This is a genomic window from Mesorhizobium kowhaii, from assembly GCF_003253745.1.
Taxonomy (GTDB): Bacteria; Pseudomonadota; Alphaproteobacteria; order Rhizobiales; family Rhizobiaceae; genus Mesorhizobium; species Mesorhizobium kowhaii.
The window spans coordinates 15,597-39,964 of sequence record NZ_MZXV01000016.1; the positions used below are offsets into that span (position 1 = coordinate 15,597).

Annotated in this window: 18 protein-coding genes and 1 pseudogene; 15 read left to right on the forward strand and 4 right to left on the reverse strand. The window is 62.8% G+C overall.

All coding sequences use genetic code 11. The annotated features are described in order from the left end of the window. Positions 1-177: 177 nt before the first annotated feature. From B5V02_RS40040 to cysQ, 4 genes are read left to right on the forward strand one after another with little or no spacing between them, the layout of a single operon-like run. Positions 178-399 carry a hypothetical protein gene (locus B5V02_RS40040; RefSeq protein ID WP_146606031.1) on the forward strand — a complete coding sequence of 74 codons (222 nt, stop codon included), beginning with the start codon at positions 178-180 and terminating at the stop codon, positions 397-399. Positions 400-443: 44 nt separating this feature from the next. Continuing rightward, positions 444-1,349, forward strand: a complete 906-nt coding sequence (gene cysD / locus B5V02_RS08805; protein ID WP_111543849.1) for a sulfate adenylyltransferase subunit CysD — start codon at positions 444-446, stop codon at positions 1,347-1,349. A gap of 2 nt (positions 1,350-1,351) precedes the next feature. Next, positions 1,352-3,289, forward strand: coding sequence for a sulfate adenylyltransferase subunit CysN (cysN, locus tag B5V02_RS08810; protein ID WP_167458427.1), 1,938 nt, complete (start codon positions 1,352-1,354; stop codon positions 3,287-3,289). Positions 3,290-3,299: 10 nt separating this feature from the next. Continuing rightward, on the forward strand, positions 3,300-4,091 hold the full coding sequence (gene cysQ, locus B5V02_RS08815; RefSeq protein ID WP_167458430.1) for a 3'(2'),5'-bisphosphate nucleotidase CysQ: 792 nt from the start codon (positions 3,300-3,302) through the stop codon (positions 4,089-4,091). Between the two features lie 13 nt (positions 4,092-4,104). Here the strand turns inward: cysQ and B5V02_RS08820 are convergent, their stop codons facing one another. The 4 genes from B5V02_RS08820 to B5V02_RS08835 all read right to left on the reverse strand — a co-directional run bounded on the left by B5V02_RS08820 (position 4,105) and on the right by B5V02_RS08835 (position 8,096). After that, positions 4,105-5,247 carry a DegT/DnrJ/EryC1/StrS family aminotransferase gene (locus tag B5V02_RS08820; RefSeq protein ID WP_111543852.1) on the reverse strand — a complete coding sequence of 381 codons (1,143 nt, stop codon included), beginning with the start codon at positions 5,245-5,247 and terminating at the stop codon, positions 4,105-4,107. Positions 5,248-5,503: 256 nt separating this feature from the next. Next, complete coding sequence (locus B5V02_RS08825; protein WP_111543853.1) at positions 5,504-6,427, reverse strand: carbohydrate kinase family protein; 924 nt, start codon at positions 6,425-6,427, stop codon at positions 5,504-5,506. Continuing rightward, entirely contained in the window at positions 6,424-6,870 is a 447-nt protein-coding gene (locus B5V02_RS08830; protein ID WP_111543854.1) for an RbsD/FucU family protein, read from the reverse strand. The genes B5V02_RS08825 and B5V02_RS08830 overlap by 4 nt, the downstream gene beginning before the upstream one ends. After that, entirely contained in the window at positions 6,870-8,096 is a 1,227-nt protein-coding gene (locus tag B5V02_RS08835; RefSeq protein WP_111543855.1) for an ROK family transcriptional regulator, read from the reverse strand. Before B5V02_RS08835 ends, B5V02_RS08830 begins: the two co-directional genes overlap by 1 nt. A gap of 268 nt (positions 8,097-8,364) precedes the next feature. Here B5V02_RS08835 and B5V02_RS08840 point away from each other — a divergent pair, with 268 nt between their 5' ends. The 11 genes and pseudogenes from B5V02_RS08840 to bglA all read left to right on the forward strand — a co-directional run bounded on the left by B5V02_RS08840 (position 8,365) and on the right by bglA (position 24,321). Then, positions 8,365-9,342: a sugar ABC transporter substrate-binding protein gene (locus tag B5V02_RS08840; protein WP_245445804.1), complete on the forward strand. Its 978-nt coding sequence runs from the start codon at positions 8,365-8,367 to the stop codon at positions 9,340-9,342. A gap of 90 nt (positions 9,343-9,432) precedes the next feature. Next, positions 9,433-10,515 carry an ABC transporter permease gene (locus tag B5V02_RS08845; RefSeq protein WP_111543874.1) on the forward strand — a complete coding sequence of 361 codons (1,083 nt, stop codon included), beginning with the start codon at positions 9,433-9,435 and terminating at the stop codon, positions 10,513-10,515. After that, a complete protein-coding gene (locus tag B5V02_RS08850) occupies positions 10,512-11,300 on the forward strand; it encodes an ATP-binding cassette domain-containing protein (RefSeq protein ID WP_111543873.1) in 789 nt (262 codons plus the stop codon). The genes B5V02_RS08845 and B5V02_RS08850 overlap by 4 nt, the downstream gene beginning before the upstream one ends. Positions 11,301-11,432: 132 nt before the next feature. Next, positions 11,433-13,901, forward strand: a complete 2,469-nt coding sequence (locus B5V02_RS08855) for a glycogen/starch/alpha-glucan phosphorylase (protein ID WP_111543857.1) — start codon at positions 11,433-11,435, stop codon at positions 13,899-13,901. 93 nt (positions 13,902-13,994) lie between these two features. Next, a complete protein-coding gene (glgB, locus tag B5V02_RS08860) occupies positions 13,995-16,208 on the forward strand; it encodes a 1,4-alpha-glucan branching protein GlgB (RefSeq protein WP_111543858.1) in 2,214 nt (737 codons plus the stop codon). 61 nt (positions 16,209-16,269) lie between these two features. Then, positions 16,270-17,021, forward strand: a pseudogene (locus tag B5V02_RS42890) (sugar phosphate nucleotidyltransferase); the annotation flags it as partial. Between the two features lie 141 nt (positions 17,022-17,162). Further along, positions 17,163-17,492 carry a GlgC family sugar phosphate nucleotidyltransferase gene (locus B5V02_RS42895; protein ID WP_483466536.1) on the forward strand — a complete coding sequence of 110 codons (330 nt, stop codon included), beginning with the start codon at positions 17,163-17,165 and terminating at the stop codon, positions 17,490-17,492. 91 nt (positions 17,493-17,583) lie between these two features. Next, complete coding sequence (glgA, locus tag B5V02_RS08870) at positions 17,584-19,029, forward strand: glycogen synthase GlgA (protein ID WP_111543859.1); 1,446 nt, start codon at positions 17,584-17,586, stop codon at positions 19,027-19,029. 3 nt (positions 19,030-19,032) lie between these two features. After that, positions 19,033-20,661 (forward strand): alpha-D-glucose phosphate-specific phosphoglucomutase, encoded by a 1,629-nt coding sequence (locus B5V02_RS08875; protein ID WP_111543860.1) that lies wholly within the window; start codon positions 19,033-19,035, stop codon positions 20,659-20,661. Positions 20,662-20,672: 11 nt separating this feature from the next. Continuing rightward, complete coding sequence (gene glgX / locus B5V02_RS08880) at positions 20,673-22,709, forward strand: glycogen debranching protein GlgX (protein ID WP_111543861.1); 2,037 nt, start codon at positions 20,673-20,675, stop codon at positions 22,707-22,709. Further along, a complete protein-coding gene (gene bglA / locus B5V02_RS08885) occupies positions 22,696-24,321 on the forward strand; it encodes a beta-galactosidase BglA (RefSeq protein WP_111543862.1) in 1,626 nt (541 codons plus the stop codon). Before glgX ends, bglA begins: the two co-directional genes overlap by 14 nt. Positions 24,322-24,368 lie beyond the last annotated feature (47 nt).

Consider the following 24,368-nt stretch of genomic DNA (forward strand, 5'->3'; position numbering starts at 1 on the left):
CGGAAACGGATATGACCGCCTCGAAATTGCACGTGTCCATCATGCGTCGTGCTCGTCTTCAACGGCCGGTATAGCGGCTGGCCCCTTTTTTCGATAGTGCGGCAAGGCGGGGTTGCCGCCAGAAATCGACGGCCACCCGACGGGCGCCTGGCTAAGGGCATACACCTGGCAACTTGCGTGTTCAGCCAGGCAATATTTTCCCCGGCTTTTCTTGTCGGCTCGCCCCGCGAGCAGGAATTTCCGGGTTTTGCCGCGCGCATGGAAAATTCATTCCCGAACCGTGCGCAGCCGGGCCAGTCTTGCATTGTTCTCGACAACGGCGATCTGCTAGAACGCCGGCACGAAAGAGATTGTCCAGAAGCAAGGCTTGAACCGGGCGCAAAAAGCTCGATGATTTGAGGCAAGGTCTTCTGTCGGAAGGCACGAAAGAACGCTTACACTCCATGACCATTGCGCTTACGCATCTTCAGCGGCTTGAAGCCGAGTCCATCCACATCTTCCGCGAGGTTGCGGCCGCCTTTGCCAAGCCGGTGATGCTCTATTCGGTCGGCAAGGATTCCTCCGTGCTGATGCATCTGGCGATGAAGGCGTTTTATCCCGCCAAGCCGCCGTTCCCCTTTCTTCACGTCGACACGACGTGGAAATTCCGCGAGATGATCGCCTTTCGCGATCAGATGGCGCAGAAACTCGGCTTCGATCTCTTGGTTCATGTCAACGAAGATGGCGTGCGCGACAACATCAATCCTTTCGATCACGGTTCGAACACCCACACCCATGTGATGAAGACCGTGGCGCTGCGCCAGGCGCTCGACAAATACGGTTTCGACGCGGCCTTTGGCGGCGCCCGTCGCGATGAGGAGAAATCGCGCGCCAAGGAGCGCATCTTCTCCTTCCGCAACGCGCAGCATGTCTGGGACCCGAAGAACCAGCGACCCGAGATGTGGAAGATATTCAACACCCGCATCGCATCGGGTGAATCGATCCGTGTCTTTCCGCTGTCGAATTGGACCGAGCTCGACATCTGGCAGTATATTCTGCAGGAAAACATCCCGATCGTGCCGCTCTATCTCGCCAAGGAGCGGCCGGTGGTCGAGCGCGACGGCATGCTCATCCTGCGGGACGACGAGCGCATGAAACTGCGTCCCGGCGAGACGGTGGAGAACCGGCTTGTGCGATTCCGCACGCTCGGCTGCTATCCGCTGACCGGCGCCATCGAATCGGATGCCGACACGCTGGAAGCCATCGTCGGCGAAATGCTGACCGCGCGCACCTCCGAACGGCAGGGTCGCCTGATCGACCGCGATGAAGCCGGCTCGATGGAAAAGAAGAAGCGCGAGGGGTATTTCTGACCATGCGCCACATCATGGCAAAGAGCCTCGCACCCACTGACGGCGTCCGCGACTATCTGGCGGCGCAGGAGAAGAAATCGCTGCTGCGTTTCCTGACCTGCGGTTCGGTCGATGATGGCAAGTCGACACTGATCGGGCGCCTGCTGTCGGACACCAAGCAGATTTTCGAGGACCAGCTCGCCGCGCTCGAACGCGATTCGCGCAAACATGGCACGACTGGCGACGACATCGATTTCGCGCTTCTGGTCGATGGCCTCGAGGCCGAGCGCGAGCAAGGCATCACCATCGATGTCGCCTACCGCTTCTTCGCCACGCCGAAGCGCAAGTTCATCGTTGCCGACACGCCCGGCCATGAACAATACACGCGCAACATGGCGACCGGCGCCTCGACCGCCGACCTGGCCATCGTGCTGATCGATGCCCGGCAAGGGGTATTGCCGCAGACGAGACGCCATTCGATCATCGCCTCGTTGCTCGGCATCCGGCACATCGTGCTGGCCGTCAACAAGATCGATCTCGTCGGGTTCGACCAGGCGATCTTCGAACGCATCACCGAGGCCTACGGGCAATTCTCGCGCGATCTCGGCTTCCAGACCATCGTGCCGATCCCGATGTCCGCCCGTTACGGCGACAACGTCACCGGCCGCTCGGACAGCATGGAATGGTATTCCGGCCCGACGCTGATCGAGCATCTCGAAACCGTGTCGGTCGAGGAAGCGGTGGTCGAGCTGCCGTTCCGTTTCCCGGTCCAGTATGTCAATCGCCCCAATCTCGACTTTCGCGGCTTTGCCGGCACCATCGCGTCCGGTTCGGTTGCACCCGGTGACGAGGTGGTCGTCGCCAAGTCCGGCAAATCCTCGCGCGTCAAGCGGATCGTCTCCTATGGCGGCGACCTGGCCCAAGCGGCCGCCGGTCAGGCCGTCACGCTCGTCCTTGACGACGAGGTCGAGATTTCACGCGGCAATATGCTGGTTTCGCCGGCCGCACGGCCGCAGGTCGCCGACCAGTTCGCTGCCAACATTGTCTGGTTCGACGAGCATGCGCTGCTGCCCGGCCGCTCCTACATCCTGCGCACCGAGACCGATCAGAGCAGCGCCACCGTCACCGACCTGAAGTACCGGATCAACGTCAACGACTTTGCCCATGAAGCAGCCAAGTCGCTTGAAATGAACGAAGTCGGCATCTGCAACATCTCGACGCGGACACCGATCGCCTTCGATCCCTTCGCCGAGAACCGCACCACCGGTGCCTTCATCCTGATCGACCGCATCAGCAACGCCACGGTCGGCGCCGGCATGATCCTGCACTCGCTGCGCCGGGCCGAAAACATCCATTGGCAATCGCTCGATGTCGGCAAGCGCGTCCGTGCCGACATGAAGAACCAGCGGCCCGCCGTGTTCTGGTTCACCGGGCTGTCGGGCTCCGGCAAGTCGACCATCGCCAACCTGTTCGAAAAGAAGCTGTTCGCCACCGGCCGCCATACCTATATCCTGGACGGCGACAACGTCCGTCACGGTCTCAACCGCGATCTTGGTTTCACCGACGCCGATCGCGTCGAGAACATCCGCCGCGTCGCCGAAGTGGCGCGCTTGATGGCCGATGCCGGATTGATTGTCATTGTCTCATTCATTTCGCCATTCAGCGCCGAGCGCCGCATGGCGCGCGAATTGATGGCCGACGGCGAATTCATCGAGGTGTTTGTCGACACGCCTTTCGAGGAATGCGCTAGGCGCGATCCGAAGGGCCTTTATGCCCGCGCGCTGAACGGCGAGATCAAGAACTTCACCGGCGTTGATTCACCCTACGAAGCGCCGGAAAAACCGGAAATCCATCTGAAGACGCTCGGCAAATCGGCCGAACAGATGGTAGACGCCCTGGAACACTGGCTGAACGAGCGCGACATTGCCGAAGACCAATACGACAACGGCGGCGGCATCTGACGACGGGCTGATGCTCGAAATCTTCGAGCGGCTGGCCCTGGCGGCCGGCCGCGAGGTCATGCGTGTGTTCCATGCCGGCTGTGCGGTCGACCGGAAGTCCGATGCCTCGCCGGTGACCGAGGCGGACCGCGAGAGCGAGAAGATCATTCTCGCCGGACTGCGCTCCGCATTTCCCGACATTCCCTGCGTGGCCGAGGAAGAGGCATCCGCCGGCATCGTGCCGCCGGACCTGGACGGGGTTTTCTTTCTCATCGACCCGCTCGACGGCACCAAGGAATTCGTCAACCGCCGTACCGATTTCACCGTCAACATCGCGCTTGTCCGTCATGGCGTGCCGGAAGTCGGTGTCGTCTTTGCGCCCTGCAGCGGCCGTTTTTTTTCGGGCCGGCCGGGCAGGGCGGAAGCCATCGAGGTCGACAACGACTACCAGATCACAGGCCGACGGTCGATCTCGGTGAGAACGGCCGTGGAACCATTGGCCGTCGTCGCCAGCCGCTCCCACAACACGCCGGAAACCGAAGCCTATATTCGCGATCTCGGTGCCGCCGAGATCGTTTCGGTCGGTTCGTCGTTGAAATTCTGTCTTCTCGCCAGCGCCGAAGCGGATGTCTATCCGCGCTTCGGCCGCACCATGGAATGGGATACGGCGGCGGGCGATGCCGTGCTGCGTGCGGCCGGCGGCATGACGCGCACGCTGGACGGCCAGCCCCTGGTCTATGGCAAGCGCAAGCAGAGCGATGACGAGGATTTCGCCAATCCGCATTTCATTGCCAGTGGCAGGGCAGGGGTCAGCCCCGCCTGAGACGGACCGAAACCTACTCGGCTGCGGCCTGCGCCGAATTCGAGCCTATGTAGTTGCGGATCGTCTCGATAATCCGGTCCTGGTCGGCTTCACTGAGATAGGGGTGCATCGGCAGGCACAGGATTCGCTTCGGCAGGTCCTCCGACACGGCAAGGCCGGTCGGCGTGCGCGGGTAGTCGCGATAAGCGACTTGGGCATGCAGCGGCTTCACGTAGTAGATGACCGACGGAATGCCCTTTTCGCCGAGATGCGCCTTCAGCCCGTCGCGCTTGGGCGTCTCGATCGCGTACTGCGCCCAGGCAGACCGGCTGCCGTCCAGATTGCGGGCGGCCGTGACGATGTCGCCAAGCCCTTCGGCGTAGCGGTTGGCCACCACCTGGCGGGCCACCATCTCGTCTTCGAGGATGGCCAGCTTCTCGACCAGGATGGCCGCCTGTATGGTGTCGAGCCGCGAATTGATGCCGACGCGGACATTGTCGTACTGCGTCTCGCCCTTGCCATGGAAGGCGAACGATCTGAGTTGCTCGGCCAGCGCATCGTCATTGGTGAACATTGCGCCGCCGTCGCCATAGCAGCCGAGCGGCTTTGCCGGGTAGAAGCTGGTCGAGCCGACCGCGCCGAACGAGCCGCACATCTTGCCGTCGCTTGAGCCGCCCATCGACTGGGCGGCATCCTCGATCACCATCAGCCCTTCGCGGTTGGCGATCGCCATGATGGCATCGTAATCGGCGGCAAGGCCGAACAGATCGACGGGAATGATTGCCTTCGGCTTCAGCCGGCCTTCCTTCTTGATCATGGCGATGGCCGCCTCGAGGCTGGCGATGTCGATGTTGTAGGTATGCGGGTCGACATCGACGAACACCGGCTCTGCCTTGGCCAACGCCACCACTTCGGCGGTGGCGGCGAAAGTGAAGCTTGGCACGAACACCGCGTCACCCGGTCCGACGCCGGCCGCAAACAGCGGCAACAGCAGCGCATCGGTACCGTTGGCGCAGGCCACGACATGCTTGGTGCCGACATAGGCGGCGAGCTTGTTCTCGAATTCGGTGACTTGCGGGCCGAGGATATAGCGGCCCTCTTCGACGACACGGTCGATCGCGGCCTTCAGCCGGTCGCGGATTCGTTCGCGCTGCGCGCCAAGATCGATGAACTGCATGTCGGCCTCAAAACGGGTTAGCCAGATAACCGGCCGCTGGTATCAGAGTTGCGCCGGCCGAGAAAGCCGCAGGAGCAAAACCGCGAATTGCCTAGGTGTCGCAGTCTGTTACCTCGGATTTCCGGCCGGATCGTTCGAGATGCCTGAAATCCGGGCTTCGGCGGCTGCCGCCACCAGCCTATATCGGATCGGCGCGGTCAGGCGAAACATAAAGTGATCGACAATCCCGGCGCTTTCCAGGCGATTTGCCGTCTGGTCAGGCGATCTCATGCCGCCAGGGCGGATTGGCGCCGGCCCGCGACACGGTCACGGCCGCGGCCTTGTTGCCAAGCGCCAGTGCCTTGCCGATGGCGTCCTGCGAAAGGCCGGCGATTGCCGTCTTTGTCAGCAGGCCTTGTTCCTGCAGCGAGGCGAGGATGCCGGCATTGAATGTGTCGCCGGCGCCGACCGTGTCGACCACCTTGACCTTCTCCGTCAGCACCGTGACGGTGTGTTCCTTGGTGTAGCCGATGGCGCCTTCGCTGCCACGCGTGACGACGATCAGCTTCGGGCCGCGGTCGAGCCAGTTGCGGATGACATCCTCGTGCGAGCCGGCTTCGCCGAACCAGTTCAGGTCTTCGTCCGACAGTTTCACGATATCGGCCATCGCCATCATGGCGCGGATGCGCCTGAGGTGCTTGGCCTTGTCCGGAATGAAGTTCGGCCGGATGTTGGGGTCGAGCATCATGACGCGGCTTTCGTGCTCGCGCCGCATGAACTCCTCATAGGCACTGCCGGCGGGCTCGGAGATCAGGCTGATGGCTCCGAACAGCATGGCCTCGATCTCGTTGCCGAGCTGCGGCAGGTCGTCGATGGTCAGCATGCGGCCGGCGGTGTTCTCATCATAGAACGTGTAGGTCGCCTGGCCGTTGTCCAGCTTGACGAAGGCCAGCGTCGTTGGCCGTGGTGACGTGTGTGCGTAGGTGGAACTGACCTTGCTCGCCCCAAGCGCGTCCCGGAACTGGCCGCCGAACAGATCCGACGACAGGCCTGAAAAAAAACCTGCCGGCGCGCCCAGCCGCCCGAGCGCGATCGCCGTATTGAAGACGGCGCCCCCGACATAGGGGGCAAAGGCCGGCTCGCCATTGGTCGTCGTGCGCGGCAGCATGTCGATGAGGGCTTCGCCGCAGCAGAGGATCATGGCTTCTTGGTCTCCGGCGGATAGATCACGCCCTTGCGGATGATGATGTTGGCGTAGAGCCGCGGCTCGCTAGTCGCGACGATGGCATGCGCCGATTTGACCCGTGCATAGAAGTCGGCGCCGGCCAGTGCAACCACCTTGCGGCCGGGCGCGCGTTTTGCGCATAGCGCCTCGATCTCATGATGCACGGGATCGGCGAGCGATGGATCGCCTTTCACCGAGGCACGAAACAGTGCCTCTGGTACGGCATCGTCGACCGGCAGCACGCTCAAGATCGCATCGAGTACCGGCAAGAGATGATGACCATCGGCTCGGATGAGCCGGTTGGCCTGTTGCTCTGCCGGATAGTTTCCGTCGACAAGCGCGATCTCGTCGCCATGGCCCATGGCGCGCAATGTCGCCAGAAGCTCTGGACCAAGCAGCGCCGGGATTCCGATCAGCATCAGGCGCTCCTGGCAATCGTCGTCGAACCGATCAGGAAGCGTTCGGAGAGCGGCAGGCTGGCGCCGCCGAGCGCCCGGGCATGGATGCCGACGGTTCCTTCGCGAACGGCGGGAAGCTTCAGGCCTTCGCCGTCGATCGTGGCGATGGCCGCGATAACGGCATCAACCAGCCGGCGGCGGACTGCCTTTGGCATCCATCCGTCGATCACCGCCGCCTCGAAATCGATGACCGAGGATGCGGCGACGATGGCATAGGCGAGCGCCTGCGAGGCGCTGGCGATCCAGTCGTCGAGTTCGGGGCCGATCTCGCCCCAGTCTTCCGGCGATGTCCACAGATGCGAAGCCTCGACGCCGCGCGCATTGAGCGCCCTTTCGAGCATGGCGATGGACGCCACGTCGATCAGCTGGGTTGGCTTGCCGTCCGGCCCGGGCACCGGCATCGAGCCGAGTGCCCCGGCATTGCCGGTTGGCCCGCCAAAAAGCCGGCCATTGAGCACGATGCCGCCGCCGGCAAAGGCGCCGATGTAGAAATAAACGAAGTCACGCGCAGCACCGGTCTGGCCGAAGACGAGTTCGGCGCCGCAGGCAGACGTCGCATCGTTCTGCAGGTAGACCGGAAAATCGCACTGCGCCTGGATGTCGGCCCTGATGTCGCGGTGACGCCATTCGTCCATGACGTCGCGCGGGGCGCCCGCGGTATCGGCCCAGTTCCACAATTCGAACGGCATGGCGATGCCCAGACCGGCAATGCGTTTGTCCTGCGCGGGCGTCAGCTCGCCGCGCATCTGCCGCATGCCGTTGCTGACGAAGTCCACGGTCTCGCGTGGGGCAGGGTAGCGGTAGGAATGCTGCAGCATCGAGCGGACATGGCCGAGGAAGTCGATCAGCACGAGTTCGGCGCTGCGGCGGCCGATTTTCAGGCCAATGAAATAGGCGCCGTCGGGATTGAGCGCCATCGGGATGGAGGGTTGGCCGATCTTGCCGCGCAACGGCGCCTGCCGCAGCAGAAGGCCTTCTTCCTCCAGTTCGCGCATGATGACCGAAACCGTCTGCGCCGAAAGCCCGGTCATGCGGGCGATGTCGGACTTCGCCAGGCTGCCGTGCTGGCGCACCAGCGAGAGCACCAACCGCTCGTTGTGGTCCCGCATGCCGCTCTGGTTGGTGCCGCGGTGAATGAGGCTGTCATTCACCTCGGGCGAACCGTGCCTCGCAATGGCGGTCTCCACCCTGTTCCTCCCGTCGTTTCCCCGCAATGCTTTTGGGCCAGAATGGGTGAACGAAGCAAGGCTGTCAATAATAAATAAGAGTGATTTAATTATTGACAGAGACTTCGCTCTGGTGTCTGTTGAGGAGGCGTCCGCGCTGGGAGAATATCGTTGGATGCGCTGCAGGTGCCGGTTGGCCGGCATCCGGAATGGTTCCACTGGGAGGAAAATCGTGACCAATACAAAACTGTTGAAATCGACCGTGTTTGCCGCCGCCGCGCTTGGTCTGATGGCGTTTGCGTCGTCCGCATCCGCGGCTGGTGTCGGCGCCTGCCTGATCACCAAGACCGACACCAACCCCTTCTTCGTCAAGATGAAGGAAGGCGCCACGGCGAAAGCCAAGGAAATCGGCGTCGATCTCAAGTCCTATGCCGGCAAGGCGGAAGGCGACAATGAAGGTCAGGTTGCGGCGATCGAATCCTGTATCGCCGACGGCGCTAAGGGCATTCTGATCACCGCCACCGACACGGCGGCAATCGTGCCGGCGGTGAAGAAGGCGCGTGATGCCGGGGTGCTGGTGATCGCGCTGGACACGCAGCTCGAGCCGGCCGACGCGGCGGACGCGACATTCGCAACCGACAATTTCAAGGCCGGCGAGCTGATCGGCTCCTGGGCCAAGGCCACCTTGGGCGACAAGGCCAAGGACGCCCATATCGCCTACATGGACCTGATTGCCAGCCAGCCGTCGGTCGACGTGCAGCGCGACCAGGGATTCATGAAGGGCTTCGGCATCGACCTCGGTGATCCCAAGAAGATCGGTGACGAGACCGATGCGCGCAATGTCTGCCACGACCTGTCGAGCGGCAACGAGGATGGCGGTCACACCGCCATGGAGAACTGCCTGCAGAAGGATCCGGACATCAATGTCGTCTACACCATCAACGAACCGGCAGCGGCCGGCGCCTATCAGGCGTTGAAAGCGGTCGGCAAAGAAAAGGACGTGTTGATCGTTTCCGTCGACGGCGGCTGCCCCGGCGTCAAGAACGTTACCGAGGGTGTGATCGGAGCCACCTCCCAGCAATATCCGCTGCTGATGGCCTCCCTCGGCATTGAGGCGATCAAAGCCTTCGCCGATAGTGGCAAAAAGCCCGAGCCGTCGCCCGGCCTGAATTTCTACAACACCGGCGTGACGCTGATCACCGACAAGCCGGCAGCGGGCGTCGAGTCCATCGACACAAAGGCAGGCCTCGCCAAGTGCTGGGGTTGATTTGACCCTCCGATCGGCTCAATCTTGAGACAACGATAAGAATTGCGCGAGGCGGCCACTGCCGCCTCGCGCAAAAGGCGGGAGGCCGTTTTGAGCGTTGAAACCACCAAGGCCAGCGGACCACAGGAATTCGAGAAGACTTTAGTCGCAAGCGACACCAGCGTCGCTTCCTTCGACACCCATTCGCGCACACCGCTGGAGAGCATCCAGCATCGGCTGCACAAAAGCCCGGCCATGGTGCCGTTGATCATCCTGCTCCTTTCGGTGATCCTGTTTGCCATCGTCGTCGGCGGACGTTTCTTTTCGCCGTTCACGCTGACGCTGATCCTGCAGCAGGTGGCGATCACCGGCATGGTGGGCATCGCCCAGACTCTCGTGGTGCTGACCGCCGGCATCGACCTGTCCGTCGGCGCCATCATGGTGCTGAGTTCAGTCGTCATGGGTCAGTTCGCCATGCATTACGGCGTCCCGGCCCCGCTTGCCGTCGCCGTCGGGCTTCTGGTCGGGGCGCTGTGCGGCTTTATCAACGGCATCCTCATCGCCAGGGTGAAGTTGCCGCCCTTCATCGTCACGCTCGGCACGTGGTCGATCTATGCGGCCGTCAACTTCATCTATTCGGGCAATGAGACCATCCGCAGCCAGGATCTCGAAGCAAATGCACCGTTGCTGCAGTTCTTCGGCAATTCGTTCAAGGTCGGCGGCGCCGTGTTCACCTATGGCGTGCTGTTGATGCTGGTCATGGCGGCGATCGCCTGGTACGTGCTCAACCACACCGCCTGGGGACGGCATGTCTATGCGGTGGGTGACGACCCGGAGGCGGCCGAATTGTCGGGTGTTCGCGTCGACCGGATGCTGCTTGCGGTCTATACCCTCACGGGCATCATCTGCGCCATTGCCGGCTGGGCCTTGATTGGGCGCATCGGATCGGTTTCGCCACAAGCAGGTCAGTTCGAGAACATCAACTCGATCACCGCCGTGGTGATCGGTGGTACCTCGCTGTTCGGTGGGCGCGGTTCCATTCTCGGGACCATCTTCGGCGCCCTTATCGTCGGCGTGTTTGCGCTTGGTCTGAGGCTCTGGGGCACGGATCCGCAATGGACGCAATTGTCCGTCGGCGCCCTTATCATCGTGGCGGTTGGCATCGACCAGTGGATCAGGAAGATATCGGCATGACCCAGGCTCAGGAACCGATTCTCACCGCTCGCGGGCTCGTAAAACGCTATGGCCGCGTCACCGCCTTGGACAACGCCGACTTCGACCTCTATCCGGGCGAAATCCTTGCCGTCATCGGCGACAACGGCGCCGGCAAGTCGTCGCTGATCAAGGCGATTTCCGGTGCAGTCACGCCCGATGAGGGCGAGATCCGCCTCGATGGCAAACCTATCGCTTTCAAGTCGCCGATGGAGGCCCGCGAAGCGGGCATCGAGACCGTCTATCAGAATCTGGCGCTGTCGCCGGCGCTGTCGATCGCCGACAACATGTTCCTTGGCCGCGAAATCCGCAAACCGGGCTTCATGGGACAATGGCTGCGCATGCTCGACCGTCCGGCAATGGAAAAGCGCGCCCGCGACAAGCTCACCGAACTGGGCCTGATGACCATCCAGAACATCAGCCAGGCGGTGGAGACGCTCTCAGGCGGTCAGCGCCAGGGCGTGGCGGTGGCACGCGCCGCCGCATTCGGCTCGAAAATGGTGATCATGGACGAGCCGACGGCAGCCCTTGGCGTCAAGGAAAGCCGCCGCGTGCTCGAACTGATCCTCGACGTCAAGAAGCGTGGCCTGCCGATCGTGCTCATCTCGCACAACATGCCGCATGTCTTCGAAGTGGCCGACCGCATTCACATCCATCGGCTGGGTCGTCGCCTCTGCGTCATCGATCCCAAGCAATATACGATGTCGGATGCCGTCGCCTTCATGACTGGAGCCAAGGTTCCGCCGGAGGCGGCACTGGCGGCCTGAACTGTCAAATTGCCGCAGGGTAAGCCGGCACGGGCTCATCTAAATCGATTGAACATGTAGCGGTATCGGCTAGCATGGGCTGGGCGGAATGATGAAAGCCGGTATGATCATGGCAACCGCACGAGAGGCAGCATGACGCGCGCGATGACATCCGAACCCCTCCCGCCACTGCTCGAAAATCCTGATCCAGAGACGCTCGCAAGGGAAGTCTTGAAGGCCCTCAAATACCGGGTCGGCAAGGGTACCTCCGTTGCCACGCAGCACGACTGGCTGACCGCATCGATCAAGGTCGTGCGCGACCGCATCGTCGATCACTGGATGCAGGCGACACAGGAGGCCTACGCCCAGCAGGAAAAGCGCGTCTATTACCTGTCGCTGGAGTTTCTCATCGGCCGGCTGATGCGCGATGCCTTCTCCAATCTCGGCCTGATGGACAATATGCGCAAGGCGCTGTCGTCGCTTGGGGTCGACCTCGACCTCATCGCCTCGCTCGAGCCCGATGCGGCGCTCGGCAATGGTGGTCTCGGCCGGCTCGCGGCCTGCTTCATGGAAAGCATGGCAACGGTCAACATTCCGGCGCATGGCTATGGCATCCGCTACGCCAACGGCATGTTCCGCCAGGAGATTCACGACGGCTGGCAAGTCGAACTGCCTGAGACCTGGCTTGATCATGGCAATTCCTGGGAGTTCGAACGGCGCGAACGCTCCTTCGAGGTCGGTTTCGGCGGTTCGGTGGAATCGATCACCTCGAAGGACGGCCGCCTCGAGCGCCATGTCTGGAAGCCGACCGAGCATGTCCTGGCCGTCGCCTATGACACGCCCGTCGTTGGCTGGCGGGCCAACCGCGTCAACACGCTGCGGCTGTGGTCGGGCATGCCGGTCGATCCGATCCTGCTCGACAAGTTCAATGCCGGCGACCACATCGGTGCGCTCGCCGAAAGCAACAAGGCCGATGCCTTGTCGCGCGTGCTCTATCCGGCGGATTCGCACAAGGCCGGGCAGGAGCTGCGGCTGCGGCAAGAGTACTTCTTCTCCACCGCCTCGCTGCAAGACATCCTGCAGCGTCATCTCAGCCAGTATGGCGATCTGCTGTCGCTGCCTGACAAGGCGGCGATCCATCTCAACGACACCCATCCGGCCATCGCGGTGCCGGAGCTGATGCGTCTGTTGATGGACGTCCACGGCATGGATTTTGACCAGGCCTGGAGCGTCACCAAGCGCACCTTCGGCTACACCAACCACACGCTGCTGCCCGAGGCGCTGGAAAGCTGGCCGGTGCCGCTGTTCGAGCGGCTTTTGCCGCGTCATATGCAGATCGTCTATGCGATCAACGCCGAGGTGCTTTTGGAGGCGCGTGCCTCCAACCAGTTCTCGGATGAGCAGATTAGCCGCATCTCGCTGATCCAGGAAAACGGCGACCGCCGCGTGCGCATGGGCAACCTGGCCTTTGTCGGCTCGCACTCGATCAACGGCGTCTCGGCGTTGCATACGGAATTGATGAAGGAGACGGTGTTTGCCGACCTCCACAGGCTTTACCCCGACCGCATCAACAACAAGACCAATGGCATCACGCCGCGGCGCTGGCTGATCCAGTGCAATCCCGGGCTGACGTCGCTCGCCCGCGAGGCGATCGGTGACCGCTTTCTCGACGACATCGACGCCATCAAGGGTCTCGATGTCTTCGCCGACGATGCCGCTTTTCGCGACAAGTTCGCCGCCGTCAAGCGTGCCAACAAGGTACGGCTGGCCAATCTCGTCGCCGACCGGCTCGGCATCAAGGTCGATCCGTCGGCGCTGTTCGATATCCAGGTCAAGCGCATCCATGAATACAAGCGCCAGCTCCTTAACATCCTCGAAGCGATCGCGCTCTACGACCAGATCCGCTCGCACCCGGAACGTGAATGGATGCCGCGCGTAAAATTCTTCGGCGGCAAGGCGGCGCCCAGCTATCACAACGCCAAGCTGATCATCAAACTCGCCAACGACGTCGCCAGGGTCATCAACCGCGACCCGGCCGTGCGCGGTTTGCTGAAGGTGGTGTTCGTGCCGAATTACAATGTCAGTCTGGCCGAGATCATGATGCCGGCAGCCGACCTTTCCGAGCAGATATCGACCGCCGGCATGGAAGCGTCGGGCACCGGCAACATGAAGTTCGCGCTGAACGGCGCGCTGACCATCGGCACGCTCGACGGCGCCAATGTCGAGATCAAGGAGTGCGTCGGCGACGACAACATCTTCATCTTCGGCCTGACCACGGCGGAGGTCGCCGAGCGGCGCAACAATGGCTACAACCCGCGCGCTGTGATCGAAGCATCGTCCGAGCTGGCACAAGCAGTGGCCGCTGTATCGTCGGGCGTCTTCTCGCCGGATGATCCGGAGCGTTACCGCGACTTGATGAACGGTCTCTATCAGGGCGATTGGTTCATGGTCGCCGCCGATTTCGACGCCTACACCGCTGCGCAGCGCGAAGTCGATGCCGTCTGGCGCAACAGTCCCGACTGGTACGCCAAGGCAATCCGCAACGTTGCGCGTGTCGGCTGGTTCTCCTCCGATCGCACGATCCGCCAATATGCGAAAGAAATCTGGAACGTACCTGTCTGATGTGATTGCATGAGGCCGCGAACAATGTGGTCCGGGGTGTGAAATGCACACCCTAAAACAAAACACTTGGTGCCCGGGGAGGGACGCTGCCTGATGAAGAAGCCGCGCGCGACCGCTGCGACAAGCGGGCCGGACGAACTGGCGGCAGCCAGCGATGTCGCGGCGATTGTTGCCGGCACGCATGGCGATCCCTTCGCGGTTCTTGGCGTCCATGAGGTCGGCAAGAGCCTGTTTGCCCGCTGCTTTGTCCCGCATGCGGAGTTCGTCACCGCCTATACGCTGACCGGCAATATCGCGGGTGAACTGTCGAGGCGCGACGACGGTGGTTTTTTCGAAGGCAAGCTGTCGATCCGCAAGCGTCAGCCGCTGCGCTATCATGCCAGGAACGCCGGCGGCGACTGGTGGCTGACGGATCCCTATTCATTCGGTCCGGTGCTCGGGCCGATGGACGACTACTACATCGCCGAGGGTTCGCATCTCAGGCTGTTCGACAAACTCGGTGCGCATGTCATCGAGCACGAGGGCGCCACGGGCGTGCATTTCGCCGTCTGGGCTCCCAATGCGCGGCGCGTCTCGGTGGTCGGCGATTTCAACGAGTGGGACGGCCGCCGCCACTCGATGCGCGACCGTCGCGACACCGGCATCTGGGAAGTGTTCATCCCCGATATCGGCGCCGGCCGGCCCTACAAATACGAGATCATCGGCCCCGATGGCGTCAGGCTGCCGCTGAAGGCCGATCCGTTCGCCTTCAAGTCCGAACTGCGGCCGGCGACTGCCTCGGTGACCGCGGTGCCGCCGGCGCATCCGTGGGGCGACGAGGCACATCGCAGTTTCTGGCGCAATGCCGATCCCCGACGCGAAGCCATCTCGATCTACGAGGTCCATGCCGGCTCCTGGCAGCTTCACGACGATGGGACGTTCCTGTCGTGGGACGAACTGGCCGACCGGCTGATCCCCTATGCTGTCGAGACCGGCTTTACCCACATCGAGTTCATGCCGATCTCCGAACACCCCTATGATCCGTCCTGGGGCTACCAGACGACCGGCCTCTACGCGCCTTCGGCCCGCTTTGGCGATCCGGACGGCTTTGCCCGCTTCGTCGATGGTGCTCACCGCGCCGGCATCGGCGTCATCCTCGACTGGGTGCCGGCGCATTTTCCGGTCGACGAGCACGGCCTGGCTCATTTCGACGGCACCGCGCTCTACGAGCATGCTGACCCGCGCAAGGGGTTTCATCCCGACTGGAACACCGCGATCTACAATTTCGGCCGCCGCGAGGTGGTGTCGTTCCTCGTCAACAACGCGTTGTTCTGGGCCGAGAAATATCATGTCGACGGTTTGCGCGTCGATGCGGTCGCCTCGATGCTCTACCTCGACTATTCGCGCAAGCAGGGCGAATGGATCCCCAACGAGAAGGGCGGCCGCGAGAACCTCGAGGCGGTCAGCTTCCTGCAGAAGATGAACAAGGAGGTCTACGGCCACCATCCGGGCGTGATGACCATCGCCGAGGAATCGACCTCATGGCCGAAGGTCTCGGCACCGGTGCATGAAGGCGGGCTGGGCTTCGGCTTCAAGTGGAACATGGGCTTCATGCACGACACGCTGGAGTATTTCGCCAAGGAGCCGATTTTCCGCAAGCACCACCACAACGAGCTCACCTTCGGCCTGACCTACGCCTTCTCGGAGAATTTCGTGCTGCCGCTCTCGCATGACGAGGTCGTGCACGGCAAAGGCACGCTGCTTGGCAAGATGGCCGGCGACGACTGGCAGAAATTTGCGACGTTGCGGGCCTATTACGCCTTCATGTGGGGATATCCCGGCAAGAAGCTGCTGTTCATGGGGCAGGAGTTCGCGCAGCGCCGCGAATGGAGCGAGGCACGCGCGCTCGACTGGAACCTGCTTGAGTTCCGGCCGCATCGCGGCGTCTGGCAGACGGTGCGCGATCTCAACTATCTCTACCGTTCGCGCCCGGCGCTGCATGGCCGCGATTGCGAACCGGAAGGGTTCTCCTGGCTGATCGTCGATGACAGCCAGAATTCGGTTTTTGCCTGGCTGCGCAGCGCGCCGGGCGGCAGCCCGGTGGCCGTCATCTCCAATTTCACGCCGGTGCCGCGCGACAATTATCGCGTGCCATTGCCGACGGCTGGAAACTGGCGTGAAATCATCAACACCGACGCTTCGGTATATGGCGGTTCCGGCAAGGGCAATGGCGGCATGGTCGAGGCGCGGGCGGAGGGAGGAGGCATCTCTGCAACGATGCTTTTGCCGCCGCTGTCGACGATCATGCTCGAGCTTGTCGCAGACTGAGTAACTTGGGAGGGTAGAAATGGCAGACTTGAAACGGACCCAGCCGCTGGCGCGCGATGCCATGGCCTATGTACTGGCCGGCGGCCGTGGCAGCCGCCTCAAGGAGCTGACCGACCGGCGCGCCAAGCCGGCCGTCTATTTCGGCGGCAAGACGCGCATCATCGACTTCGCGCTCTCCAACGCGCTCAATTCCGGCATTCGCCGCCTTGGCGTCGCCACCCAGTACAAGGCGCATTCGCTGATCCGCCATCTGCAGCGCGGCTGGAACTTCCTGCGGCCCGAACGAAACGAGAGTTTCGACATCCTGCCGGCCAGCCAGCGCGTCTCGGAAACGCAGTGGTATGAGGGCACGGCCGACGCGGTTTACCAGAACATCGACATCATCGAGGCCTACGGGCCCGAATACATGGTCATCCTCGCCGGCGACCACATCTACAAGATGGACTACGAGATGATGCTCGCCAGCACGTCGACGCCAATGCCGACGTCACCGTCGGCTGCCTCGAAGTGCCGCGCATGGAAGCCACCGGCTTCGGCGTCATGCATGTCGACGGCAAGGACAACATCATCGCCTTCGTCGAAAAGCCCGCCGATCCGCCTGGCATTCCCGACAGGCCGGAGTTCGCCCTGGCCTCGATGGGCATCTACGTGTTCAAGACCAAGTTCCTGATGGAGCAGTTGCGCCGCGACGCCGCCGAGCCGGGCTCGAGCCGCGACTTCGGCAAGGACATCATTCCCTATATCGTCCAGCACGGTAAGGCGATCGCCCACCGCTTCGCCAAGTCCTGCGTCCGCTCGACCGCCGAGAACGAGGCCTACTGGCGCGATGTCGGAACGGTTGACGCCTATTGGGAAGCCAATATCGATTTGACCGATATCACGCCGGAACTCGACCTCTATGACCGCGACTGGCCGATCTGGACCTATGCCGAATTGAAGCCGCCGGCAAAGTTCGTGCATGACGAGGATGGCCGCCGCGGTTCGGCCGTTTCCTCGCTGGTCTCGGGCGATTGCATCGTCTCGGGCGCCTCGCTGAAGAGAAGCCTGATCTTCACCGGGGCGCGCATCAATTCCTATTCGACGCTGGAAGAGGTGGTCATGCTGCCCGACGTTCATGTCGGCCGGAACGCAAAGTTGAAGCGCGTCGTCATCGACCATGGTGTTAGGATACCGGAAGGGCTGGTGGTCGGCGAAGACCCCGTCCTCGACGCCAAGCGCTTCCGCGTTTCCGAAAAGGGCATCTGCCTGGTCACCCAGGACATGATCGACAAGCTGGCGCTTTAGAGCAATTCCAGGAAAAGTGTGAAACCGTTTTCCGTCCGGAATTGCGTCAAGACAAAGAACTCTAGGACCGACAGGATCGGATTGTAGGCGCATGCAGGTTCTGTCGGTCACGCCCGAGATTTTTCCGCTGATCAAGACCGGCGGGCTTGCCGACGTGACCGGCGCGCTGCCCATCGCGCTGGCGGCCAAGGGCGTGATCATGCGCACGCTCATTCCCGGCTTTCCGACCGTGATGGCGGCCTTCAAGAAAAAGAAGGCTGTTCTGCAATATCCCTTGCTGCAGGGCGCCAAGGCTTCCGTCCATTCCGTCCAGCTCGCCGGGCTCGAACTGTTCGTGCTCGACGCGCCGCATCTGTTCGATCGCCCCGGCGGCCCCTATGGCAATGCGACCGGCGTCGACTGGCCGGACAATTGGCGGCGTTTCGCGGCGCTGAGCCAGGTCGGCGGCGACATTGCCGGCGGTGCCATCTCAGGCTACCAGCCGGACATCGTCCATGCCCACGATTGGCAGTCGGCGATGACGCTGGCTTACATGCGCTACGGCAAGGCGGTCGGCATCCCATCGATGATGACCGTCCACAACCTCGCCTTCCAGGGCCAGTTCGGCGCCGGCATCTTCGGCGAGCTTGGTTTGCCGGCGGTGGCGATGGCGCTCGACGGCGTCGAATATTATGGCGGCGTCGGCTTCCTCAAGGCCGGCCTGCAGGCGGCCTGGGCGATCACCACGGTCAGTCCGACCTACGCGCAGGAGATCCGCTCGCCGGAATTTGGCATGGGTCTCGACGGCCTCATCAACATGCGCTCCAGCGATCTCTATGGCATCGTCAACGGCATCGACACCGGCATCTGGGATCCGGAAACCGACAAGCATCTGGTCTCCACCTACACGGCCAGGACGCTGAAGGCGCGCGCGGCCAACCGGGCTGCCGTCGAGGAGCGCTTCAGCCTCGATCGCGACGACAGCCCGATTGTCTGCATCATCAGCCGCCTGACCTGGCAGAAGGGCATGGACATACTGGCGCTGGTGATCGACGGCATCGTTGCGACGGGCGCGCGGCTTGCCATCTTGGGTTCGGGCGATGCCGGCCTCGAAGGCGCGCTGCTTGCGGCCGCGGCTCGGCATCGTGGCCGCATCGGCGTCGTCATCGGCTACGACGAGGGACTGTCACACATCATGCAAGGCGGCTGCGACGCCATCGTCATTCCCTCGCGCTTCGAACCCTGCGGGCTGACGCAGCTTTACGGCCTGCGCTATGGCTGCGTGCCGGTGGTTGCCCGCACCGGCGGCCTGGCCGATACGGTCATCGATGCCAACGAGGCTGCCGTTTCGGCCGGCGTGGCGACCGGCTTCCAGTTCACGCCCAACAATGGCGGCGCCCTGCTGCACGCCATGCGTCGACTCGTCGACGCACATGCCAGTCCGGCGGTCTGGGAATCGCTTCAGCGCCAAGGCATGAAAGCCGATGTGTCGTGGGACAAGAGCGCCGAAAAATACGTCGAACTCTATCGCTCGCTGCTTTCGAAAAGGGTTGCCTGAAGCATGATACGGACCGTCCCCACCAAGCCCTATTCCGATCAGAAACCCGGCACGTCGGGCCTGCGCAAGAAGGTGCCGGTGTTCCAGCAGGAGCACTATGCGGAGAACTTCATCCAGTCGATCTTCGACGCGCTCGACGGTTTCAAGGGCAAGACCCTCGTGATCGGCGGTGACGGCCGCTTCTACAACCGCGAGGTCATCCAGAAGGCGATCGCCATGGCCGCCGCCAACGGCTTCGGCAAGGTGATGGTCGGGCAGGGCGGCATCCTGTCGACGCCGGCCGCCTCGCATGTCATCCGCAAATACAAGACCTTCGGCGGCATCATTCTGTCGGCAAGCCACAATCCGGGTGGCCCGCACGAGGATTTCGGCATCAAGTACAATGCCGGCAATGGCGGTCCGGCGCCGGAAAAGCTGACCGACGCGATCTTCGAAAAGACCAAGACGATTGCGAGCTTCAAGACCACTGACATCGCAGCGATAGACATCGACACGATCGGCACGGTCGATGCCGCTGGCATGACGGTCGAGATCATCGACCCGGTCGCCGACTATGCCGAACTGATGGAAAGCCTGTTCGATTTCGACGCCATCCGCGCCAATTTCAAATACGGCTTTCGCATGCGCTTCGACGCCATGCATGCGGTGACCGGGCCCTACGCCAAGGAGATCCTCGAAAACCGGCTTGGCGCGCCCAACGGCACCTGCCGCAACTTCAAGCCGCTGCCGGATTTCGGCGGCCACCACCCGGATCCGAACCTCGTCCATGCCAAACACCTCTATGACGAGATGATGGGGCCGGACGCGCCGGATTTCGGTGCCGCTTCCGACGGCGACGGCGACCGCAACCTGATCATCGGCAAGGGCATTTTCGTCACCCCGTCGGATTCGGTCGCCATGCTTGCCGCCAACGCCCGCCTGGCGCCCGGCTATAAGGAAGGCCTGAAGGGCATCGCCCGCTCGATGCCGACCAGTGGCGCGGCCGACCGTGTCGCCGAAAAGCTCGGCATCGGCATCTATGAAACGCCAACCGGCTGGAAATTCTTCGGCAACCTGCTCGACGCCGACATGGCGACGATCTGCGGCGAGGAAAGTGCCGGAACCGGCTCCAACCATGTCCGCGAAAAGGACGGCCTGTGGGCGGTGCTGTTGTGGCTCAACATCCTCGCCGCGCGCGGCGAAAGCTGCAAGCAGATCGTCACCGAGCATTGGGCGACCTATGGGCGCAATTACTATTCGCGCCACGACTATGAGGAGGTCGAGAGTGATCGCGCCAACGCGCTGGTCGACGAACTCCGCTCCAAGCTCGGCTCATTGCCTGGCACCAGCGTGCGCGGCATGACAATCGCCAGCGCCGACGACTTTGCCTATCACGATCCGGTCGACGGTTCGACCAGCGAACACCAGGGCATCAGGGTGCTGTTCGAGGGCGGTTCGCGCGTCGTCTTCAGGCTTTCCGGCACCGGCACGTCGGGCGCGACCTTGCGCGTCTATATCGAGCGCTACGAGCCGGACAAGTCGAGGCACGATCTCGATACCCAGGCCGCCCTTGCCGATCTGATTTCGGCGGCCGATGATATTGCCGGGATTCGCAGCCATACCGGCCGCGCCAAGCCGAGTGTCATCACTTAATGAAATCTGCGATGCCGGCCGATCTGCGGCCGCGATTTGGCGGGCTTGTTTCGGAGGGCGGCATTCGCTTTGCCGCTTGGTCGCAAGCCGCCCGCCGGCTCTGGGTCTCGATTTTTGACGAGCAGGGCAACCGGGAAATCGAACGGTTTGAGCTGCAGCCGCAAGGCGAGGGCGTGCATGCGCTGTTCGTCGCTGGTCTCGGTACCGGTACCCGCTACGGGTTTCGCGCCGATGGCGATTATGCGCCGGATCGCGGCCTGTGGTTCGACCCCGAAAAATTGCTGATCGATCCCTACGCCCTCGAAATCGACAGGCCTTACGCTTATGACTGGCGGCTGACCCGGCGCCGGGGCGAGGGTCCCGATACCGCACCGCTGATGCCGAAGGCGATTGCCGCCGCCTTGCCGAAACCCGTGCAGGCGGCGCCGCCGCTGTTCCAGCCCGGCGCCCTGATCTACGAAGTGCCGGTGCGCGCCTTCACCATGCTGCATCCGGACATTCCCGAAAAGCAGCGCGGTACGGTCGCCGCTCTCGCTCATCCCGTGGTTATCGAGCACCTGAAAAAGCTCGGCGTCGGTGCTGTTGAACTGATGCCGGTGACGGCGTCGATCGATGAGCGGCACCTGCCGCCGCTCGGGCTGCGCAACGCCTGGGGTTACAATCCCGTCACCTTCATGGCGCTTGATCCACGCCTTGCACCCGGCGGCATCATGGAATTGCGAAACACGGTCGCCGCGCTGCGGCAGGCCGGCATCGGCGTTATCCTCGATCTCGTCTTCAACCACTCTGGCGAGAGCGACCGGCTCGGGCCGACGCTGTCGCTGCGCGGCTTCGACAACCAGGCCTATTACCGGCACACACCTGACGGCAGGTTGGCCAATGACACAGGCACCGGCAACACCGTGGCTTGCGACCACCCCGTCGTTCAGGAAATGGTCCTCGACACACTTCGCCATTTTGTCCGTGATGTCGGGGTCGATGGTTTCCGCTTCGACCTGGCGCCCATTCTGGGAAGGGTCGAAGGGACATTCGACGCCGAGGCGCCGTTGCTGAAGGCAATCGGCGAGGACGCGCTGCTGGCCGATCGCGTGTTGATCGCCGAACCTTGGGACGTCGGTCCGGATGGCTATCAGCTCGGCAATTTTCCACCGCCTTTCCTCGAGTGGAACGACAAGTATCGCGACGATGTCAGACGCTTCTGGCGCGGCGACGCCGGCATGGTCGGCGCACTGGCGACCCGGCTTGCCGGTTCGTCCGACGTGTTTGCCGCGAAGGGCCAAAGCGCCAGCCGCACGGTCAATTTCATCGCCGCCCATGACGGCATGACGCTGGCCGACATCGTGCGCTACGAGCGCAAGCACAACGGGGCCAATGGCGAGCAAAACCGCGACGGCCACAATGAAAACCTGTCGTGGAACAACGGCGTGGAAGGTGAGGCGGACGACCCGGCCGTAGCCATGGCGCGTCTTAACGATCAGTACGCGCTGCTCGCCACTTTGTTTGTCTCGCGAGGCACCATCATGCTGACGGCCGGCGACGAATTCGGCCGCAGCCAGCACGGCAACAACAACGCCTATGCGCAGGACAACGAGATCACCTGGCTCGACTGGGCCGGGCGCGACCAGGCGCTGGAGCATTACACGGCGCTGCTCTCGACGCTGCGCCGAGCGGTGCCGGCGCTCTCCGATACGCGCTTCCTCATCGGGCGGCCTCCAGCAGATTCCGATATTCCGGACGTCGCATGGCTGACCGAAACAGGCGCTCCGCTCGATGAACAGAGCTGGCAAGACCCGCAGCGGCATCGCCTGGTCATGATCCTGCGGGGCGCAACCGATGACGAACGCCGTCTTGCGGCGCTCATCAACGGCGATCGCCGGGCCTGCATGTTCACGCTGCCTCAGCGTGAGGGATTTTTCTGGGAGCCGGCCATTGAAACGGCTGAGGTGGCCGACATCTTGCGGCCGGTATCGGGGCGAACAGTGATCTTCATGATCGAACGCGCAGCCGCGCAGGCCGGCACAAGGGAGAGGCGCAATGGCGGCAGGTGACCGGATCGGATGGTGGCGTGGCTGCGTCATCTATCAGATCTATCCGCGGTCCTTCCAGGATACGACCGGCGACGGCAGCGGTGACCTGCGCGGCATCACCAACCGTCTGGAGCATGTCGCCTCACTCGGTGTTGACGCCATCTGGCTGTCGCCCTTCTTCAAGTCGCCGATGGCTGACATGGGCTACGACGTGTCGGACTATTGCGCCGTCGATCCGATGTTCGGCGGCATGGAGGATTTCGATGCGCTGGTCGCCGAGGCGCACCGGCTCGGACTGAAGATCATCATCGACCAGGTGCTGTCGCACTCATCCGACAAGCACGACTGGTTCGTCGAGAGCCGCGCCAGCCGCGATAATCCCAAGGCCGACTGGTATGTCTGGGCCGATACGAAGCCCGATGGCGGCGCGCCCAACAACTGGCTCTCCGTCTTCGGTGGCCCGGCCTGGGAGTGGGATTCGACCCGCCGGCAATATTACATGCACAATTTCCTCGCCTCTCAGCCGGATTTGAATTTCCACAATCCGGAGGTCCAGGACGCACTTCTGGAAACGGTGCGGTTCTGGCTGGAGCGTGGCGTCGACGGCTTTCGGCTCGACACGGTCAACTACTATGTCCACGACCGCTGGCTGCGCAGCAATCCACCCTTGGCGTCAAGCGTCGCCGGCACCAACAGCGAGACCAACACCTACCTCTACCAGGAGCACCTGTTCGACAAGACGCAGCCGGAAAACCTGGCGTTCCTCAAGCGTTTCAGGGCGCTGCTCGACGAGTATGAGGACCGCGCCGTTGTCGGCGAGATCGGCGATGAAGGCCGCTCGCTGCAGACGCTCGCCGCCTACACCACCGGCGGCGACAAGCTCCATATGTGTTACACCTTCGATCTGCTTGGCCCACAATTCTCGGCGGCGCATGTGCGGGGCTGCGTCGAAGCCTTCGAGGCAGCGGTGTCCGACGGCTGGGTCTGCTGGGCGTTTTCCAACCATGACGTGGTGCGCCATGTCAGCCGCTGGACAAGGCCGGGCAGCGATCCAGACACCGTCGCAAGATTCTCGATCATGCTGCTCTCCTGCCTGCGTGGATCGATCTGTCTCTACGAGGGCGAGGAACTCGGCCTGGAAGAGGCGGAACTCGCCTTCGAGGATCTGCGCGATCCCTTTGGCATCCGCTTCTGGCCAGGCATCAAGGGCAGGGATGGTTGTCGCACGCCGATGGTCTGGGAGGCCGGCGCTGACAATGCAGGCTTCTCCATCGGCAAACCGTGGCTGCCGATACCGGCCAGCCATCGCGCCCGCGCGGTTGACGTCCAGAACGCCGACACGGCCTCGGTGCTCGCCTTTTATCGGGCCATGCTCGCCTTGCGCAGAGGGCATCCGGCGCTGGTCGGCGGTTCGATCCGGTTTCTCGATGCGGAGGGCGAAATTCTCGCCTTCATCCGCGAAGACGGCGGTGAGAAACTTCTCTGTGTCTTCAACTTCGCCGACGTCCCGGCGAATTGGCCGTTGCCTACGGATACCGGAGCTGTCGTGGCTATTGACGGCGGGAGCGGGGTTTTTGAAGAGAGCCAGATCTCGCTGCCGGCGCTTGGCTGTTTCTTTGGCCAGCTCGGCTGATTCAGCGCTTCGGCCGCTGCTTGCAACGCAAGTGATCCTACTTGGGC

Coding starts and splice junctions, on each gene's coding strand:
- cysD (WP_111543849.1), top strand. CDS start 444: ATGACCATTGCGCTTACGCATCTTCAGCGGCTTGAAGCCGAGTCCATC.
- cysN (WP_167458427.1), top strand. CDS start 1,352: ATGCGCCACATCATGGCAAAGAGCCTCGCACCCACTGACGGCGTCCGC.
- cysQ (WP_167458430.1), top strand. CDS start 3,300: ATGCTCGAAATCTTCGAGCGGCTGGCCCTGGCGGCCGGCCGCGAGGTC.
- B5V02_RS08820 (WP_111543852.1), bottom strand. CDS start 5,247: ATGCAGTTCATCGATCTTGGCGCGCAGCGCGAACGAATCCGCGACCGG.
- B5V02_RS08825 (WP_111543853.1), bottom strand. CDS start 6,427: ATGATCCTCTGCTGCGGCGAAGCCCTCATCGACATGCTGCCGCGCACG.
- B5V02_RS08830 (WP_111543854.1), bottom strand. CDS start 6,870: ATGCTGATCGGAATCCCGGCGCTGCTTGGTCCAGAGCTTCTGGCGACA.
- B5V02_RS08840 (WP_245445804.1), top strand. CDS start 8,365: ATGGCGTTTGCGTCGTCCGCATCCGCGGCTGGTGTCGGCGCCTGCCTG.
- B5V02_RS08850 (WP_111543873.1), top strand. CDS start 10,512: ATGACCCAGGCTCAGGAACCGATTCTCACCGCTCGCGGGCTCGTAAAA.
- B5V02_RS08855 (WP_111543857.1), top strand. CDS start 11,433: ATGACGCGCGCGATGACATCCGAACCCCTCCCGCCACTGCTCGAAAAT.
- glgB (WP_111543858.1), top strand. CDS start 13,995: ATGAAGAAGCCGCGCGCGACCGCTGCGACAAGCGGGCCGGACGAACTG.
- glgA (WP_111543859.1), top strand. CDS start 17,584: ATGCAGGTTCTGTCGGTCACGCCCGAGATTTTTCCGCTGATCAAGACC.
- B5V02_RS08875 (WP_111543860.1), top strand. CDS start 19,033: ATGATACGGACCGTCCCCACCAAGCCCTATTCCGATCAGAAACCCGGC.
- glgX (WP_111543861.1), top strand. CDS start 20,673: ATGCCGGCCGATCTGCGGCCGCGATTTGGCGGGCTTGTTTCGGAGGGC.
- bglA (WP_111543862.1), top strand. CDS start 22,696: ATGGCGGCAGGTGACCGGATCGGATGGTGGCGTGGCTGCGTCATCTAT.